This window comes from Amycolatopsis sp. NPDC039088 (genome assembly GCF_055598845.1).
Genome location: NZ_JBVKAE010000002.1, coordinates 168,667 through 182,746, shown reverse-complemented (window position 1 = coordinate 182,746; position 14,080 = coordinate 168,667). Strand labels below are relative to the sequence as shown.

Here is a 14,080-nt window from a genome sequence, read left to right as displayed (position 1 = left end):
GCTGTTCAGGGGTGAAGGACGACCTTGATGGCCCCGGAGGCCCGGTCGCCCGCCACACGGAAGGCCTCGGCTGCGTCATCGAGAGGGAAGCGGTGGGTGATCACCGTCCGCGCGATCTCGGGGTCGCCCGCGAGCAGCGCCGCGGCCTCTTCGGTGTCGCGGATGCCGTCGTGCCTGCTGTAGGCGACGGAGTGCACGTAGGTGAGTTCCTTGACCAGACTGACGATGCCCGGGATCGGAGCCGTGTGCTGGTAAACCCCCAGCAGCACGACGCGACCGCCAGGGCGGGCGAGTTCGGCGCACCGGGCGAGGCCCGCCTCGCTGCCCGCGGCGTCGATCACGACGTCGTAGCTGCCCGTGACCGAACCGGCTTCCAGACGTTCCGCCGCGATCCTCTGGTGCTCGTGGCGCGCCTCGACATCGACCTCGAAGCCGCGTTGCCGGGCCGTCGCCGCGGCCAGCAGCCCGACGCTGCCGCCCCCGACGATCGCGACCCGCTCCCCCTTTTCGAGTGCCGCGACGCGGACACCGTGCCCGGCCACCGACGCCGGTTCGACGAGACAGGCGTCGCGCACGTCCAGGCCTTCCGGGAGGGGGACGAGCATGTGCTCGGGAACCGTGACCGCGTCGCACATGCCGCCGTCCCGGAAGATGCCGAGCGTTCCGTGGTCCGGGTCGTCGCATCTCTGGACGTGACCCTGACGGCATTGCTCGCATTCTCCGCAGTAGACCGTGGGTTCGACGGCGTAAGAACGGCCGTCGGCGGCGGTCCCGGCGAATTCGTGGCCGTAGGTGTAGCCCTGAACGCCGTTCGCCGCGAAGCCGACGTCGGTCCCGCAGATACCGGCCGAGGCGATGGCGAGGCGGACGCCGGAACCTTCCAGTTCGTCGGCCTCGGCCACGCGGATGCCCTGATCGGAGTTTCGTACGGCACGCATGGTTTCCCCTTCAGTCACCGTTAAGCGAACAGCGTTAGCTTATATTAAGTGATACTTGTTCGCATAGGACTTATCCTTGGCCCGTGGGCGAACCGAGCACGACAGCGGACACCGGCGAACCGCGGCCGGGAACGGCGGCCTGGTGGCTGGCCAGGGAGAACGAACCCGCGCGGCAGCGGCGGCGCAGATCGCTGACCCTCGAGGGCATCCTCGACGCGTCCATGGCCCTGCTCGACGCGCGCGGAGCGGCCGCGCTGACCATGCGCAACGTGGCCGAGGAGCTCGGCTGCACCCAGGCATCGCTCTACCGGCACCTCCGCAATCGTGAGGAGCTGGTGACCCTGCTCGTCGACAAGGCGATCAGCGTGGCGAGCGCCGCTCCACCCGAAGACGCGGATTGGGCCGCGAAGGCGGCGTGGTCCGCACACCGGTTCCGGGAGCACCTGCGCCGTCATCCCGGCGTGGCCTCGCTCCTTCGCGGGACCGAACGGCTCGGCCCCAACTCGCTGGCCGGGATGAACTACGCCCTCGAACTGTTCATCGGCGCGGGTCTCAGCCCCAAGCTCGCCGCGGCCGCCGCGTCGTCGCTGGCCACCTTCGTCATCGGCTCGGTGCACTTCAATCTCGGCGTCGACGCACGAGATCCGGAAGAGAAGCGGCACCGGAGGCAGCTGTATCGCTCGCGAGACGCCGCGGCCGTCCCGTTGCTCGTCCGGCACGCCGACGCCCTCGCGGAACTCGGCAGCGACGACGAGTTCGAAGTCGGCCTCACCGCGTTGCTGGCCGGATTCCGCGCCCTGATCGAGAACTCGGACGGCACACCCGGCTGAGCGGGTTCCTACGAAAGTACCCTTGCCACCGGCGAATACGTTGCGAATTCACCTGAAAGTCCCGTTCCGCCCGTAACCTCCCCTCCGCTCCTTACCGCACCACCACATCAGCGGATGTCTTGGAGGCACGAGTGAAGCGACGGAATTTCCTGCGCGCGGCCGTGGTCGGCGCCGGGGTCACGGCGTTCGGCAACAGGCTCTCGGGGACGGCTTTGGCTGCGCCCGCGCAGAACGGACCCAGCCCGTACGGCGCGCTCCAGGCGGCCGACGCGAACGGGATCCAGCTGCCGGCCGGATTCACCAGCCGCGTCATCGCGCGCTCCGGTCAGCAGGTCGCGGGCACCGGCTACACCTGGCACAGCGCCCCGGACGGCGGTGCGGTGTTCGCCGACGGCAACGGCTGGATCTACGTGTCGAACTCGGAGATCACCCCCGGGGGTGGCGCCAGCGCGGTCAAATTCGACGCGAGCGGGAACATCACCGGCGCTCACCGCATCCTGGCGAATACGCGGCAGAACTGCGCGGGTGGCAAAACCCCTTGGAACACCTGGCTTTCCTGTGAGGAGATCGACCTCGGCTTCGTCTACGAGTGCCAGCCGAACGGGCCGGCCACGGCCGCTGTCCAGCGGCCCGCGATGGGGAAGTTCAAGCACGAGGCCGCAGCGGCCGATCCGGTGCGCAAGGTCGTCTACCTGACCGAAGACACCACGGACGGCTGCTTCTATCGCTTCGTCCCGACGACCTGGGGCAACCTTTCCGCCGGAACGCTTCAGGTATTGAAGGCGGGTACGGCGACATCGGGCAGCTTCACCTGGGCGAACGTGCCCGACCCCGACGGCTCCCCCACCCCCACGCGCAACCAGGTGTCCGGCGCGAAGCGGTTCAGCGGCGGAGAAGGCCTGCACTACGCCAACGACACCGCCTGGTTCACCACCAAGGGTGACAACCGCGTCTGGCAGCTCAACCTGACGAACAGCACCTACGAACTCGCCTACGACGATTCGCTGGTCAGCCCCGGTTCGGCGCCGCTGACCGGCGTCGACAACGTCACCGGGACCTCGTCGGGTGACCTGTACGTCGCCGAAGACGGCGGCAACATGGAGATCTGCATCATCACACCGAACGACATCGTGGCGCCGTTCCTGCGGATCAACGGCCAGAGCTCGTCGGAGATCTGCGGTCCGGCGTTCAGCCCGGCGGGGAACCGGCTGTACTTTTCCTCGCAACGCGGAACCTCCGGTTCGTCCTCCGGCGGGATCACCTACGAGGTGACCGGCCCCTTCCGTTCCTGAGACTCGCGTGCGGGGGCCCCAGGCCGGCGGCCCCCGCACAGCTCAGGCATTCGTGCGGTTCTTCTCACGGAGACGGCTCACCACGAACAAGGTCACTGCGACCACGACGGCCGCGATCACGAAGTACTGGAAGAACCCGGCGTACTCCTCGACCAGATGCCAGCTCTCCCCGAGGGCGTAGCCCGCCAGGACGAACACCGTGTTCCAGATCAGGCTGCCCAGCGTGGTCAGGGCCAGGAACCGCCAGAACGGCATGCGTTCGATTCCGGCGGGCAGTGAGATGAGGCTGCGGAAGATCGGCACCATCCTGCCGAAGAACACCGCCTTGGTGCCGTGTTTCTGGAACCAGGCTTCGGTCTTGTCGAAGTCGGAGGTCTTGACCAGCGGGATCTTCGCCATCCAGCGGCGGGTGCGGTCTCGGCCCAGCAGCAGGCCGAGGTAGTACACGATGATCGCGCCCGCGACCGAGCCGAACGTCGTCCACACCAGCGCCTCCACCAAGGTGAACGTGCCCTGGCTGGCGGAGAACCCGGCGAGCGGGAGCACCAGCTCGCTGGGGATCGGCGGGAACAGATTGTCCAGGCCGACGATGATCGCGGCCCCCGGACCGCCCAGCGCGTCCATCAGCGACACCGCCCAGCCGGCGAGTCCTCCCATCGGTTCGCTGGCGGTTTGGGCGAGGAGGAGGTTCATGGCGGCCTTTCGTGGTCGTCTGCGGATATCAACGAACGTACGAATCAGCCGGGTTCCGCACACTGCGGTTAAGCGGCACAGATCACTGCGGAAAACCGCAGTACCGATCTTCGGTTACCCCGCTAACCTGGCGTTATGCCTGTTCCGGCAGCGATGCGCCGCTACCTGCGCAAGATGCTCCGCGGCACGCTGGGCCTGGCGATCGGCGCCACGACAGCGGTCGCGGAGTTCTTCTACATGCTCTTCGGCGGCATCGCGCTCGCGGTCCCCGCGTTCCGGCGGCCCGTCTTCTCCGGCGCCCGCACACTGTCCGAAATGGAGCGACAGCGGCTGGAGAAGTATTTCGGCGCCGAGAACGCGACGGACTACACCGGACGCCGCGCGATGGCCTACCTGATCCCGCGTTGCGTCATCGGGCTGCTCAGCGCCGGGATCTTCGGCCTGATCCTGCTGGGCGCGGGATCCGGCGTGATCATCGCCTATCAGCTCCTCGACGGCAGGTCGCCCGGCGGTGACGCCCCGGCCGACTGGTACGACCCCGTCACCACCGCACTCTTCGGCGCGCTCCTCATTTTCCTTTCCGTGCAAGGACTCATCGGGGCCGCGACGCTGGATCGCAAACTGGCGACGAGCTTTTTCGGCCCCAGCAAGAAAGAACAGCTGCGCCGCCGGGTCTCCGAACTCTCGACCAGCCGGGCGGAGGTGGTCGAGGCGGTCAACGGTGAACGCCGCCGGATCGAACGGGATCTGCACGACGGCGTCCAGCAGCGGCTCGTCGCGCTCGGCATGTTGCTGGGCCGGGCGCGGCGCGCCGGTGATCCGGCCCATGCGTCGGAACTGCTCCGGCAGGCGCACGAGGCATCGCAGCGCGCTCTCGAAGACCTCCGTGAGGTTTCGTGGCGGGTGTATCCGTTCGCGCTGGACTCGGACGGGCTGCACCCCGCGCTGGAGGCGCTGGCGGAACGTTCGGGCGTGCCGGTGCACCTGCGCGTCGACCTGCCAGAACGGCCATCGACGGCCATCGAGACCGTCGTCTACTTCGTCGCGTCCGAGGCGGTCACCAATACGATCAAGCACGCCGCGGCGACGCGGATCGACATCGAGGCCGAGCGGGACGGGGACAGCGTGCGGGTGCGGATCACCGACGACGGCACGGGCGGGGCGCGGGAGTCCGGTGGCGGTCTTTCCGGTCTCGCGCGGCGCGTCGCGGCGGCGGACGGGGAGTTCACCGTGCACAGTCCGCTCGGCGGTCCGACCGTGGTGACGGCGGTGCTGCCGTGCGGGTGATCCTCGCCGAGGACTCGACCTTGCTCCGGGAGGGCCTCGTCCGGCTGCTGGTCGAAGAGGGGCACGACGTCGTGGCGTCGGTCGGCGACGGCGAAGCGCTCGTCTCGACGACCGCCGCGTACCGGCCCGACGTGGTCGTCACCGACGTCCGTATGCCGCCGACCCACACCGACGAGGGCCTTCGCGCGGCACTCGAGATCCGGAAACGCTGGCCGGAGATCGGCGTTCTGGTGCTCTCGCAGTACGTCGAGAAGCGGTACGCGGCCGAACTGATCACCGGCGACGGCGAACGCGTCGGCTATCTCCTGAAGGACCGGGTCGCCCAGGTGGGCGAGTTCCTGGAGGCGCTCGATCGGGTCGCCGCTGGTGGGGCCGCGTTCGATCCGGAGGTGGTACGGCGCCTGCTCGCGAGGACGACGCACACCGATCCGCTCGCGAAGCTGACCGCCCGCGAGCGTGAAGTGCTGGAGAAAATGGCGCAGGGCCACACCAACGCCGGGATCGCCGAGTCGCTGTTCGTGTCGCTGAGCGCCGTCGAGAAGCACGTGAACGCCATTTTCGACAAGCTCGGACTGGCCAACACCGCGGGCTACAGCCGCCGCGTCCTCGCGATCCTGCGATATCTGGACTCCTGAGCAGGAAAGCGGGGCTTGGTCCACTGTGGACCAAGCCCCGCTTTGTTTCACCGAGAGACGGTGCGTTTCCCTACTGCTGCACCCACTCCACGAGTTCCACGGGGACCCCGTTCGGGTCGGTGACCATGAAGAGACGCTCTCCCCACGGTTCCTCCCGCAGCGGCAGCGTGATCTCGACACCCTCGGCACGCAGGCGCTTCTCCTCGGCTTCGAGATCATCGACCGTGAAGGCCACGATCACCCCGGCCGCGCGCTGCTGACGCAGGTGCTCCGGCAGGACCTCGATCCCCGCCGCGAGCAGGACGATGTTCACCTTCGCGGTCTCGTGCCCGAGGGAGACGAAACCCTCCGCGGCCATCTGCTCGGTGAAGCCGAAGTGCTCGGTGAAGAAGCGGCTGGAGGCGGCGACGTCGTCGACGGTCAGCGAAATGGTGGAGGTCAGGACGTTCATGGGCTATCCCCTTCGGTCAGCGGTGGGTTTTCGGACTGGCTGGGCGGTCAGTACGACCTGCGCCGCGGAACACCGATCGAGCGGCGCACCGGCGTCGAGCGGCCGGGGAACGGCTGCTGATGGCGGCGGTCGTTCCGGCGGACCTGGGCGCGGTTGGTGCCTTCGTCGCCTTGGGGGATTCGAGCGGTCAAGGAGCCTCTTCTCTCACTGTTCGGTAGTACGGACGTAAGTTTATATCCAACCTACCGTAAGTCAAGGATATTTTTACGACGGTGGTAAAGTTCGTCCATGACCAGCACGGATGTGGGTTTGCGAGAGCTCAAAAAGCAGGAGACGCGGCAGCTGATCTCCGACCACGCGACGATGCTCTTCATCGAGAAGGGCTTCGAAGAGACGACGATCGCCGAGATCGCCACGGCGGCGAGGGTGGCGAAGAAGACCGTCACCAACTACTTCTCACGCAAAGAGGATCTGGCGCTCGACCAGCACGAGGAGTTCACGAACGGCCTGGCGAACGCGGTCGGCTCCAGGAAGACGGGTGAGTCGGCGCTGGCCGCGTTACGGCGCACCTTCCTGGACGCGGTGGCGGAGCACTCCCCCGTGATCGGCTTCACCGGACCCGCCTTCGCGAAGATGGTGCTGGAGAGCCCGACCCTCACCGCGCGGTTGCGTGAGTTGCACGAACTGCGGGAGGCGGCGCTCGCCGACCTCCTCGCGGCCGAGACCGGCGCCGACACCGGCGACGTCACCCCGGTGATGGCGGCCGCCGAACTCAACGCGATCGACCGCGTCCTCTTCCGCGAGGTCCTGCGGCGATCGCACGCCGGCGAGAGCAACGACGAGATCGCCGAAGCGCTGACGAAGGCGGCGAAGCGGGCTTTCGAGCTACTGGAACCCGCTTTCGGCGACTACGCGATCCGCGAATCTTGAGGGGTACGGCAAAGCGCGTTTAGCGGGCTAAACGCGAGCAGTCGGTCTACCGCGGCGGCGGAGGGCCGCCCTGCGGCGGGTACTGACCCGGCTGCTGGGGCGGATAGGGAGGTTGCGGCGGATACGGAGGCTGCCCGCCGGGATACGGCGGCCGCGGCGGCTTCTTCCTGGTCGACACCACCACGACGACGACCACGGTCGCGATGATGGCGACCACCAGAAGCAAGATGATGAGGTGCCACGGCTGGAGCGCGTTCATGTTCTCCCCTTCGCCATCGCCCAGCAGCATAGCCCGCTTCGCACCCCCCGGAAGCCACAACTTTCAAGCGGGAAACGGCACACCTGACACGCCGACGGCGTCAACGCGAGACATAGAGCAGCATGTCTCGCGCGATCCCGCCTATCTCGTGATGGGCGGGCAGCAGCCCCTCGTGCCGGTAGCCCGCGTTCTCGGCCGCGCGCAGCGAGCCACGGTTCCACGGCTCGATGTACAGCTCGATCCGCTCCACGCCCGGCACCGTCCAGGCGAAGGGAGTGATCGCTTTGAGCGCGTCGGACGCGTAGCCGCGGCGCCGGTACTCGGGCGAGATCGAATAGCCCACGATCCCGATGCCTTCGGAGAGTTTCCGCAGCCAAAGCCCGATCGTCCCGACCCCGGTGCCCGCCACGTCGATCACGAAGGGGAAGCCCCGGCCTTCGGCGTGACGACTTTTCTGTCTGCCGATCCACTCTTCCGCTTCCCGCCGGGTCGGATGTGCGGGCAGGCTCCCGATGAGCGGCACGTACGGATCTTCGCCGAGTTCGAACGCGAGGCGGACGTCGGCTTCGGCGAACTCGCGGAGGACGACGGATCCGTGCGCCGGTGGTGTGGACGGCCAGGGCGGCAGGCTCATCAGCCCATTCTTGTCGGGAGGCGGCGATACGGTCGGGCTCATGAGGGAACTCATCGTCACGGAGAACAGCACGATCGACGGCGTCATCGAACTGGCGGGCGACTGGTTCAGCCCCGGCGACAGCGATCCGGACGTCGACCAGTCGGACGTTCTGACCGCGCTACGCGAACAACGTGAAAACGCCGACGCGCTCCTCCTCGGGCGCGTCTCCTTCGAAGACATGCGCGGCTATTGGCCGAAACAGACGGATGACGAAACGGGCATCTCGGCCTATCTCAACTCGGTGAGCAAGTACGTCGTCTCCAGCACCCTGACGGAGCCGGAATGGGAGAACACGACGGTGCTCTCCGGCGACCTGCGTTCCGAGATCGAGAAGCTGAAGGCCGCCGAGGGCAAGGACATCGTGACGACCGGCAGCGTCTCGCTGGTGCACGCGCTCATCGGCGCCGGGCTGGTCGACGAGTACCGGCTGTTCGTCTACCCCGTCGTCGTGGGCGAAGGCCGCCGGCTGTTCGAGGGCGCGACCGCCGTGCCCAAGTTGCGGCTGGTGGAGGAACGGGCGTTCACGTCGGGGATCGTGCTGCTGCGCTACCGAGCCGCGTCGAACTGACGTCCGCTACGCGCCTCGGTAGGGTCGTGCTTCGGGTAGCGGCGGGAGATGGGCGGAGGTAGCGGGTCATGGTCGACGCGTCGAAGTTCACGGCCGAGGTCTTCCGCCAGGCGGCCGCGCGGCCCGACTCCCCGCCCCGGTTGGCCCGGGCGGCGGACTGTGTCCAGGAGGGCAAGTTCAGCTGGGAGGAAGTCGCCGCCGGGACCTGCGAGCATCCGCTCGCGCAGGCGCTGTTCACCCCGAAAGCCCAGGAGAAGCTGTGGCCGCTGCTGGCCGAGGTCGCCGCGGCCCTCGAAACGACGCCTCCACCGCCCGAACGACGACGCCGCGCGTTCGGAGCGCCTCCGGCGGACGACGAGGACTTCAGCCAGCTCACCTACCTCGAAGACCTGGCCGAACCGAACAGGCATCCGGCTTGGCCATCGAGGCCGGATCCCGGCCGTTGAGTGGGCCGCCGGCGCGGCAGTACGAACAAGAGCGACCCCGTGACCTGGTCACGGGGCCGCTCTGGTGTGGCGAGTGAGGGATTCGAACCCCCGAAGGCGTAGCCGTCTGATTTACAGTCAGATCCCTTTGGCCGCTCGGGCAACTCGCCGTGGCCGGGCAAGCCCGGTCGAGATGAAAGAATACCCAAGGCCGTGGCGGGCCCGTCAACCGGGTTACGCAGGGCTAGGGTGGAAGCTCCTGACAAGCGAGTACGAGGTGTGAGAACACGTGGCGGATCCCTCTTTCGACGTGGTGAGCAAGGTCGATCGCCAGGAGGTGGACAACGCCCTGAACCAGGCCAGCAAGGAGCTCGGTACCCGGTTCGACTTCCGGGGTACCGGGACCAAGATCGACTGGTCCGGTGAGGAAGCGATCGCGATCGAGTCCGAGACCGAGGAGCGGGCGCTGGCGGCGGTCGAGGTGTTCAAGGAGAAGCTGATCAAGCGCGGCATCTCCCTGAAGGCCTTCGAGGCGGACGAGCCGGCGCTTTCCGGCAAGATCTACAAGGTGAGCGGCAAGATCCTGCAGGGGATCGCGTCGGACAAGGCGAAGCAGATCGCCAAGTTCATCCGGGACGAGGGCCCGAAGGGCGTCCAGGCGCAGATCCAGGGTGACCAGCTGCGGGTGTCCGGCAAGAAGAAGGACCAGCTGCAGGACGTGATCGCCTTGCTCAAGGGCAAGGACTTCGAGATCGCGCTGCAGTTCACGAACTACCGCTGATCCCGGCGGGGAAGGCCACCTTCGAGCACCTCGAAGGTGGCCTTCGTCATACCTAGGACGCCGTGATCGTCCAGGTCCCGTCACCTTCGATCGACACGAACGCGGGGCCGGGCACGGGAATGTCGCCCTGGTAGTCGCCGAGCTGGTTCACGGGGAGATCCGAGTAGTCGCCACTGTGCACCCACACCGCGACGCGGCCGCTCTTCTTGGTGGTGAGCTTGACCGACGAGACGGAGTCGGGCACGGAGAGGACGACCTCGCTCTTGCCCGAGAGGGTCTTGCCCGGCTCGAGGACGGGCAGGCCGCTTTCGTCGGTGATGGTCAGCGTCCAGGCGGCGTTGGCCTTGACGGTGAACGTCTTCGCCTGGTGGCCGGGCATGTCGTTGATCCACTGCGTGCCCTTGTACGGGCCGGTGTCGTTGACGATCAGCTCGTTTTCGGTGTTGACCGCGACGTGCCCGGAACACTTCGGACAGTCGAACGTCACGAAGCCCAGGCGTCTCGGCCAGGCGGTGGTGACCGACGCGTTCCCCTTGCCCGAGTGGCTCTCCGGCGGTTGAGGTGCGGGTGGCGGGGTGGTGGTGGACGTCGGCGGCTGCGTCGGCACCCCCGAAGGGGCGTGGAGTCCCTCGTGAGCGGCGGCTCGCGGGATGACGCGGCCGGTGTTCGCCGGCGAGCAGGCCACCAGGCCGACGGTCAACAGCACGGCGCCCGAGGCCGCGCACAAGCGCCTGATCACGTGTTCCCCCAAGTCGAGCAGTCCTAGGAACTTCGCCGACCGATAGCCCAGCGTTACCGGGTCACCCGGCCGATCGATTCAGGCCACCCGGGCGTGGGTTTCTCCCGCGACGCCTTCGCGGGAGTCCGAAAAGGACGGATGCACATGGTGTAATCCGGCGCTCGCGTTCGAGGAAGGTCACGATGAAGCGCCGTCTCAGCACCGCACTCGCCCTAGCGTTGTCACTCACCGTGATCGCGTCGTTGTTCACCTCCGCGCAGGCCGCCGAGCGGCAACAGCTCGTACCCGGCTACGGCTCGTACCCGCGACTCCTCCGCCTCGAGCATTCCCCGATCGGTCGCGGTCGCATCATCGCGTCGCTGACCAGCGAAGACGACGGCGGCAAGTTCACCCCGATCATGGAGAGCACCGACGAGGGCCAGACCTTCCACAAGGTCGGTGAGATCCGCGACCGCGACGGCCGCTACGGCATGTGCTGCGGAACGCTGTACGAGCTGCCGCAGCGGGTCGGCAGGCTGCGGCCCGGCACCCTGCTGTGGGCCGCGAGTTACCGCCAGGACGCCGGTCCGCAGCGCCGGATCGGCATCAAGATCTGGTACAGCCGTGACGCCGGCCGCAGCTGGTCCTTCCTGTCCGAAGCCGCCCGTTCGCACAACCACGACGGCATCTGGGAGCCCGAGTTCGTCGTCGACGCCGGCGGCACACTGTGGCTGCACTACGCCGACGAGACCGAGGCACCTCAGTTCGCGCAGGTGATGAACCGGGTCGCGTCCACCGACGGGGTGAACTGGGGCACCAAGCAGCGCACGATGGCCATCCCCCCGCATCGGGTGCGACCGGGTATGCCGATCATCCGCCGCCTGCCCGACGGCCGGTACTACCTGGCCTACGAGATCTGCAATTACCTCGACCGCTACTGCGACCCGTACTTCAAGATCTCCGCCGACGGCGCCAACTGGGGCGATCCGCTCGATCCGGGGACCCGCGTCACCACCGCCAACGGCAACTACTTCCAGCACGCCCAGACGATCACGTTGTTCCCCGGTGGTCCGAACGGTGTGCGGCTGGTGATGGTCGGGCAGATCTACACCAACGCCGCCGGCGACCCGCAGGGCAAGAACGGCCGGGTCTTGCTCGCCAACGACAACTTCGGCGCCGGGAACTGGTACGAGCTGCCCGCGCCGGTGCACATCACCGGCATCTACAACAACTTCTGCCCCAACTACAGCTCGACCTTGCTGCCGGTCGACGACGGGAAGAACGTGCTGCAGATCTCCACTGAATACAACGCAGGCTGCAAGGCCTACTTCGCGAAGGGACCTGCTTTCTGAGCACCACCCGGTAGTGTGAGTCGTTGACGGACGGCTACGAAGCGGGGGCTGAGGATGAAGGGCATCGTGCTGGCGGGGGGCAGCGGGACGCGGCTGCATCCCATCACCCAGGCCATCTCGAAACAGCTGCTGCCGGTCTACGACAAACCGATGATCTACTACCCGATCTCGGTGCTGATGTTCGCCGGAATCCGCGAGATCCTGATCATCTCGACACCCGCCGACCTGCCGAACTTCCGGAAGCTCCTCGGTGACGGCAGCCAGTTCGGGCTCAGCTTCGGCTACGCCGAACAGGCCGCCCCCAACGGGCTGGCCGAAGCGTTCATCATCGGCGCGGACTTCGTCGGCGACGACGAGGTCGCGCTCGTGCTCGGCGACAACATCTTCTACGGCCAGGGCTTCTCCAGCAGGCTGCAGGCCGCCGCGACCTCGCTCGACGGCTGTGTGCTGTTCGGTTACCCGGTCAAGGACCCGCAGCGGTACGGCGTCGGCGAGATCGACGCCAACGGCAAACTCCTCTCCATCGAGGAGAAGCCCCTGGAGCCGAAGTCGAACAAGGCCATCACCGGCCTGTACTTCTACGACAACCAGGTCCTCGAGATCGCGCGCGACCTCAAGCCGTCGCCGCGCGGCGAACTGGAGATCACCGACGTCAACCTCGCCTACCTCCAGCAGGATCGCGCCACCCTGGTCGACCTCGGCCGCGGTTTCGCCTGGCTCGACACCGGCACACACGACTCGCTGCTGGAAGCGGGCCAGTTCGTGCAGGTCCTCGAGCACCGGACGGGCGTCCGGATCGCCTGTCTCGAAGAGGTCGCGCTGCGGATGGGCTTCATCGACGCCGACCAGTGCTTCGCGCTCGGCGCGAAGCTGGCGAAGTCCGGCTACGGCGAATATCTGATGAACGTCGCGCGCACCCAAGGCGCTACCGGCTGAACAGGTGGTCCCGCAGGGTGTCGCCGGTGTAGTCCGTCCGGAAGACGCCCAGTTCCTGTAGCCGAGGGACGACGTCGTCGACGAACGCGTCGAGGCCTCCCGGGGTCAGGTGCGGCACCAGCACGAACCCGTCGGCGGCGTCGCTCTGGACGTACTCGTCGATCGACTCCGCGACCTGCCGGGCGGTGCCGACGAACTGCTGGCGGGCGGTCACCTCGATGACCAGTTCGCGGATCGAGAGCTTCTTCTCCTCCGCGATCGCCCGCCATTTCGCGGCCACGGCGAGGGGATCCTTCTCGTGCCGCACCCGGCCCCAGGTGAGCGGTTCGGCGGCGGGATCCGGGTCGATCTCGGGGAGCGGGCCGTCGGCGTCGTAGGCGGAGAGGTCGCGGCTCCAGACCTGCTCCAGGAACTGGATCGCGGTCGCCGGACGCACCTGCTGGTAGCGGATCTCGCGCGCGTGCTCGTGCGCCTCCTCCTCGGTGTCGCCGAGGACGAACGTCGCGGCAGGCATGATCAGCAGGTCGCCGGGCTCGCGGCCGTAGGCGGGCAGGCGCCGCTTGACGTCGGCGAAGAATTCCTTGCCGCTCTCCAGCGAACCGTGGCGGCTGAAGATGACGTCGGCGGTCTTGGCGGCGAATTCCCTGCCCTCGTCGGAATCCCCGGCCTGGATGACGATCGGTTGCCCCTGCGGTGTCCGCGGGACGGTGAACTCGCCCCGAATGTCGAACTGGGGTCCACTGTGGACAAAACGGTCGATGCCGCGGGCGAAGACGCCGTTCGCCTTGTCCCCCACCAGCGCGTCCGGCGCCCAGCTGTCCCAGAGTTCCCGGACGGTGGCGAGGAACTCCTCGGCGCGACGGTAGCGATCCTCGCGGTTGAGGAAACCGCCTCGGCGGAAGTTCTGGCCCGTCCACGCGTCGGGCGAGGTGACGACGTTCCACGCGGCGCGGCCGCCGGAGAGGTGGTCGATGCTCGCGACCTGCCGGGCGACCTCGTACGGCTCGTTGAAGGTCGAAGACAGCGTCCCCGCGAGGCCGAGGCGGGTGGTGACGGCGGAGAGCGCGGCCAGCACGGTGGTGGTGTTCGGGCGGCCGACGACGTCGGAGTCGAGGATCTTGCCCGCGTGCTCGCGCAGGCGCAGCCCTTCGGCGAGGAACAGGAAGTCGAACTTGCCCCGCTCCGCCGTACGCGCGAGGTGCTCGAAGGACGAAAAATCGATTTGGCTACCCGAGCGCGGGTCGCTCCACACGGTCGTGTTGTTGACGCCGGGGAAGTGTGCGGCGAGTTTGACCTGTTTGGGCATCTG

Annotated in this window: 18 protein-coding genes and 1 tRNA gene; 10 read left to right on the top strand and 9 right to left on the bottom strand. The window is 67.6% G+C overall.

What is annotated here, in order from left to right; all coding sequences use genetic code 11:
* Nucleotides 1-5: 5 nt before the first annotated feature.
* Entirely contained in the window at nucleotides 6-938 is a 933-nt protein-coding gene (locus tag ACZ7KI_RS03190; protein ID WP_470271600.1) for a zinc-dependent alcohol dehydrogenase, read from the bottom strand.
* Between the two features lie 83 nt (nucleotides 939-1,021).
* On the opposite strand from ACZ7KI_RS03190, the gene ACZ7KI_RS03185 reads away from it, so the two are divergent.
* Both ACZ7KI_RS03185 and ACZ7KI_RS03180 read left to right on the top strand, forming a co-directional pair.
* Nucleotides 1,022-1,768: a TetR/AcrR family transcriptional regulator gene (locus ACZ7KI_RS03185; protein WP_470271599.1), complete on the top strand. Its 747-nt coding sequence runs from the start codon at nucleotides 1,022-1,024 to the stop codon at nucleotides 1,766-1,768.
* A gap of 131 nt (nucleotides 1,769-1,899) precedes the next feature.
* Entirely contained in the window at nucleotides 1,900-3,060 is a 1,161-nt protein-coding gene (locus tag ACZ7KI_RS03180) for an alkaline phosphatase PhoX (protein ID WP_470271598.1), read from the top strand.
* Between the two features lie 42 nt (nucleotides 3,061-3,102).
* Here ACZ7KI_RS03180 and ACZ7KI_RS03175 read toward each other — a convergent pair whose 3' ends face one another.
* Nucleotides 3,103-3,753 carry a DedA family protein gene (locus ACZ7KI_RS03175; protein ID WP_470271597.1) on the bottom strand — a complete coding sequence of 217 codons (651 nt, stop codon included), beginning with the start codon at nucleotides 3,751-3,753 and terminating at the stop codon, nucleotides 3,103-3,105.
* Nucleotides 3,754-3,888: 135 nt separating this feature from the next.
* Between ACZ7KI_RS03175 and ACZ7KI_RS03170 the strand changes: the two genes are divergently transcribed.
* Complete coding sequence (locus tag ACZ7KI_RS03170) at nucleotides 3,889-5,040, top strand: sensor histidine kinase (RefSeq protein WP_470271596.1); 1,152 nt, start codon at nucleotides 3,889-3,891, stop codon at nucleotides 5,038-5,040.
* Nucleotides 5,031-5,675, top strand: a complete 645-nt coding sequence (locus ACZ7KI_RS03165; RefSeq protein ID WP_470271595.1) for a response regulator — start codon at nucleotides 5,031-5,033, stop codon at nucleotides 5,673-5,675. The genes ACZ7KI_RS03170 and ACZ7KI_RS03165 overlap by 10 nt, the downstream gene beginning before the upstream one ends.
* A gap of 70 nt (nucleotides 5,676-5,745) precedes the next feature.
* Here the strand turns inward: ACZ7KI_RS03165 and ACZ7KI_RS03160 are convergent, their stop codons facing one another.
* Nucleotides 5,746-6,126, bottom strand: a complete 381-nt coding sequence (locus ACZ7KI_RS03160; protein ID WP_470271594.1) for a VOC family protein — start codon at nucleotides 6,124-6,126, stop codon at nucleotides 5,746-5,748.
* Nucleotides 6,127-6,173: 47 nt separating this feature from the next.
* Nucleotides 6,174-6,317: a hypothetical protein gene (locus ACZ7KI_RS03155; protein WP_470271593.1), complete on the bottom strand. Its 144-nt coding sequence runs from the start codon at nucleotides 6,315-6,317 to the stop codon at nucleotides 6,174-6,176.
* A 97-nt stretch (nucleotides 6,318-6,414) separates the two neighbouring features.
* Here ACZ7KI_RS03155 and ACZ7KI_RS03150 point away from each other — a divergent pair, with 97 nt between their 5' ends.
* Entirely contained in the window at nucleotides 6,415-7,056 is a 642-nt protein-coding gene (locus ACZ7KI_RS03150) for a TetR/AcrR family transcriptional regulator (protein ID WP_470271592.1), read from the top strand.
* A gap of 46 nt (nucleotides 7,057-7,102) precedes the next feature.
* Here the strand turns inward: ACZ7KI_RS03150 and ACZ7KI_RS03145 are convergent, their stop codons facing one another.
* Nucleotides 7,103-7,345, bottom strand: a complete 243-nt coding sequence (locus ACZ7KI_RS03145) for a hypothetical protein (protein WP_470271591.1) — start codon at nucleotides 7,343-7,345, stop codon at nucleotides 7,103-7,105.
* A gap of 70 nt (nucleotides 7,346-7,415) precedes the next feature.
* A complete protein-coding gene (locus tag ACZ7KI_RS03140) occupies nucleotides 7,416-7,991 on the bottom strand; it encodes a GNAT family N-acetyltransferase (RefSeq protein ID WP_470271590.1) in 576 nt (191 codons plus the stop codon).
* Here ACZ7KI_RS03140 and ACZ7KI_RS03135 point away from each other — a divergent pair.
* Together ACZ7KI_RS03135 and ACZ7KI_RS03130 are read left to right on the top strand one after the other, a co-directional pair.
* Nucleotides 7,990-8,559: a dihydrofolate reductase family protein gene (locus ACZ7KI_RS03135; protein ID WP_470271589.1), complete on the top strand. Its 570-nt coding sequence runs from the start codon at nucleotides 7,990-7,992 to the stop codon at nucleotides 8,557-8,559. The genes ACZ7KI_RS03140 and ACZ7KI_RS03135 overlap by 2 nt on opposite strands.
* Nucleotides 8,560-8,627: 68 nt before the next feature.
* Nucleotides 8,628-9,005: a hypothetical protein gene (locus ACZ7KI_RS03130; RefSeq protein WP_470271588.1), complete on the top strand. Its 378-nt coding sequence runs from the start codon at nucleotides 8,628-8,630 to the stop codon at nucleotides 9,003-9,005.
* 67 nt (nucleotides 9,006-9,072) lie between these two features.
* On the opposite strand, the gene ACZ7KI_RS03125 is transcribed toward ACZ7KI_RS03130, so the two are convergent.
* Nucleotides 9,073-9,154 (bottom strand) — tRNA-Tyr (locus ACZ7KI_RS03125).
* 119 nt (nucleotides 9,155-9,273) lie between these two features.
* Between ACZ7KI_RS03125 and ACZ7KI_RS03120 the strand changes: the two genes are divergently transcribed.
* On the top strand, nucleotides 9,274-9,765 hold the full coding sequence (locus ACZ7KI_RS03120) for a YajQ family cyclic di-GMP-binding protein (RefSeq protein ID WP_037314015.1): 492 nt from the start codon (nucleotides 9,274-9,276) through the stop codon (nucleotides 9,763-9,765).
* Between the two features lie 52 nt (nucleotides 9,766-9,817).
* Here the strand turns inward: ACZ7KI_RS03120 and ACZ7KI_RS03115 are convergent, their stop codons facing one another.
* Nucleotides 9,818-10,504 carry a hypothetical protein gene (locus ACZ7KI_RS03115; RefSeq protein WP_470271587.1) on the bottom strand — a complete coding sequence of 229 codons (687 nt, stop codon included), beginning with the start codon at nucleotides 10,502-10,504 and terminating at the stop codon, nucleotides 9,818-9,820.
* Between the two features lie 182 nt (nucleotides 10,505-10,686).
* Between ACZ7KI_RS03115 and ACZ7KI_RS03110 the strand changes: the two genes are divergently transcribed.
* Nucleotides 10,687-11,835: a sialidase family protein gene (locus ACZ7KI_RS03110; protein WP_470271586.1), complete on the top strand. Its 1,149-nt coding sequence runs from the start codon at nucleotides 10,687-10,689 to the stop codon at nucleotides 11,833-11,835.
* Nucleotides 11,836-11,889: 54 nt separating this feature from the next.
* A complete protein-coding gene (gene rfbA / locus ACZ7KI_RS03105; protein WP_470271585.1) occupies nucleotides 11,890-12,771 on the top strand; it encodes a glucose-1-phosphate thymidylyltransferase RfbA in 882 nt (293 codons plus the stop codon).
* Here rfbA and ACZ7KI_RS03100 read toward each other — a convergent pair.
* A complete protein-coding gene (locus tag ACZ7KI_RS03100; RefSeq protein WP_470271584.1) occupies nucleotides 12,761-14,077 on the bottom strand; it encodes an NtaA/DmoA family FMN-dependent monooxygenase in 1,317 nt (438 codons plus the stop codon). The two genes, rfbA and ACZ7KI_RS03100, sit on opposite strands and share 11 nt — an antisense overlap.
* Nucleotides 14,078-14,080: the final 3 nt, after the last annotated feature.

What these genes read in the sequence shown, in the direction of transcription:
- ACZ7KI_RS03190 (WP_470271600.1), bottom strand. Translation starts at nt 938, where the DNA reads ATGCGTGCCGTACGAAACTCCGATCAGGGCATCCGCGTGGCCGAGGCC.
- ACZ7KI_RS03175 (WP_470271597.1), bottom strand. Translation starts at nt 3,753, where the DNA reads ATGAACCTCCTCCTCGCCCAAACCGCCAGCGAACCGATGGGAGGACTC.
- ACZ7KI_RS03170 (WP_470271596.1), top strand. Translation starts at nt 3,889, where the DNA reads ATGCCTGTTCCGGCAGCGATGCGCCGCTACCTGCGCAAGATGCTCCGC.
- ACZ7KI_RS03160 (WP_470271594.1), bottom strand. Translation starts at nt 6,126, where the DNA reads ATGAACGTCCTGACCTCCACCATTTCGCTGACCGTCGACGACGTCGCC.
- ACZ7KI_RS03150 (WP_470271592.1), top strand. Translation starts at nt 6,415, where the DNA reads ATGACCAGCACGGATGTGGGTTTGCGAGAGCTCAAAAAGCAGGAGACG.
- ACZ7KI_RS03145 (WP_470271591.1), bottom strand. Translation starts at nt 7,345, where the DNA reads ATGCTGCTGGGCGATGGCGAAGGGGAGAACATGAACGCGCTCCAGCCG.
- ACZ7KI_RS03135 (WP_470271589.1), top strand. Translation starts at nt 7,990, where the DNA reads ATGAGGGAACTCATCGTCACGGAGAACAGCACGATCGACGGCGTCATC.
- ACZ7KI_RS03140 (WP_470271590.1), bottom strand. Translation starts at nt 7,991, where the DNA reads ATGAGCCCGACCGTATCGCCGCCTCCCGACAAGAATGGGCTGATGAGC.
- ACZ7KI_RS03130 (WP_470271588.1), top strand. Translation starts at nt 8,628, where the DNA reads ATGGTCGACGCGTCGAAGTTCACGGCCGAGGTCTTCCGCCAGGCGGCC.
- ACZ7KI_RS03110 (WP_470271586.1), top strand. Translation starts at nt 10,687, where the DNA reads ATGAAGCGCCGTCTCAGCACCGCACTCGCCCTAGCGTTGTCACTCACC.
- rfbA (WP_470271585.1), top strand. Translation starts at nt 11,890, where the DNA reads ATGAAGGGCATCGTGCTGGCGGGGGGCAGCGGGACGCGGCTGCATCCC.
- ACZ7KI_RS03100 (WP_470271584.1), bottom strand. Translation starts at nt 14,077, where the DNA reads ATGCCCAAACAGGTCAAACTCGCCGCACACTTCCCCGGCGTCAACAAC.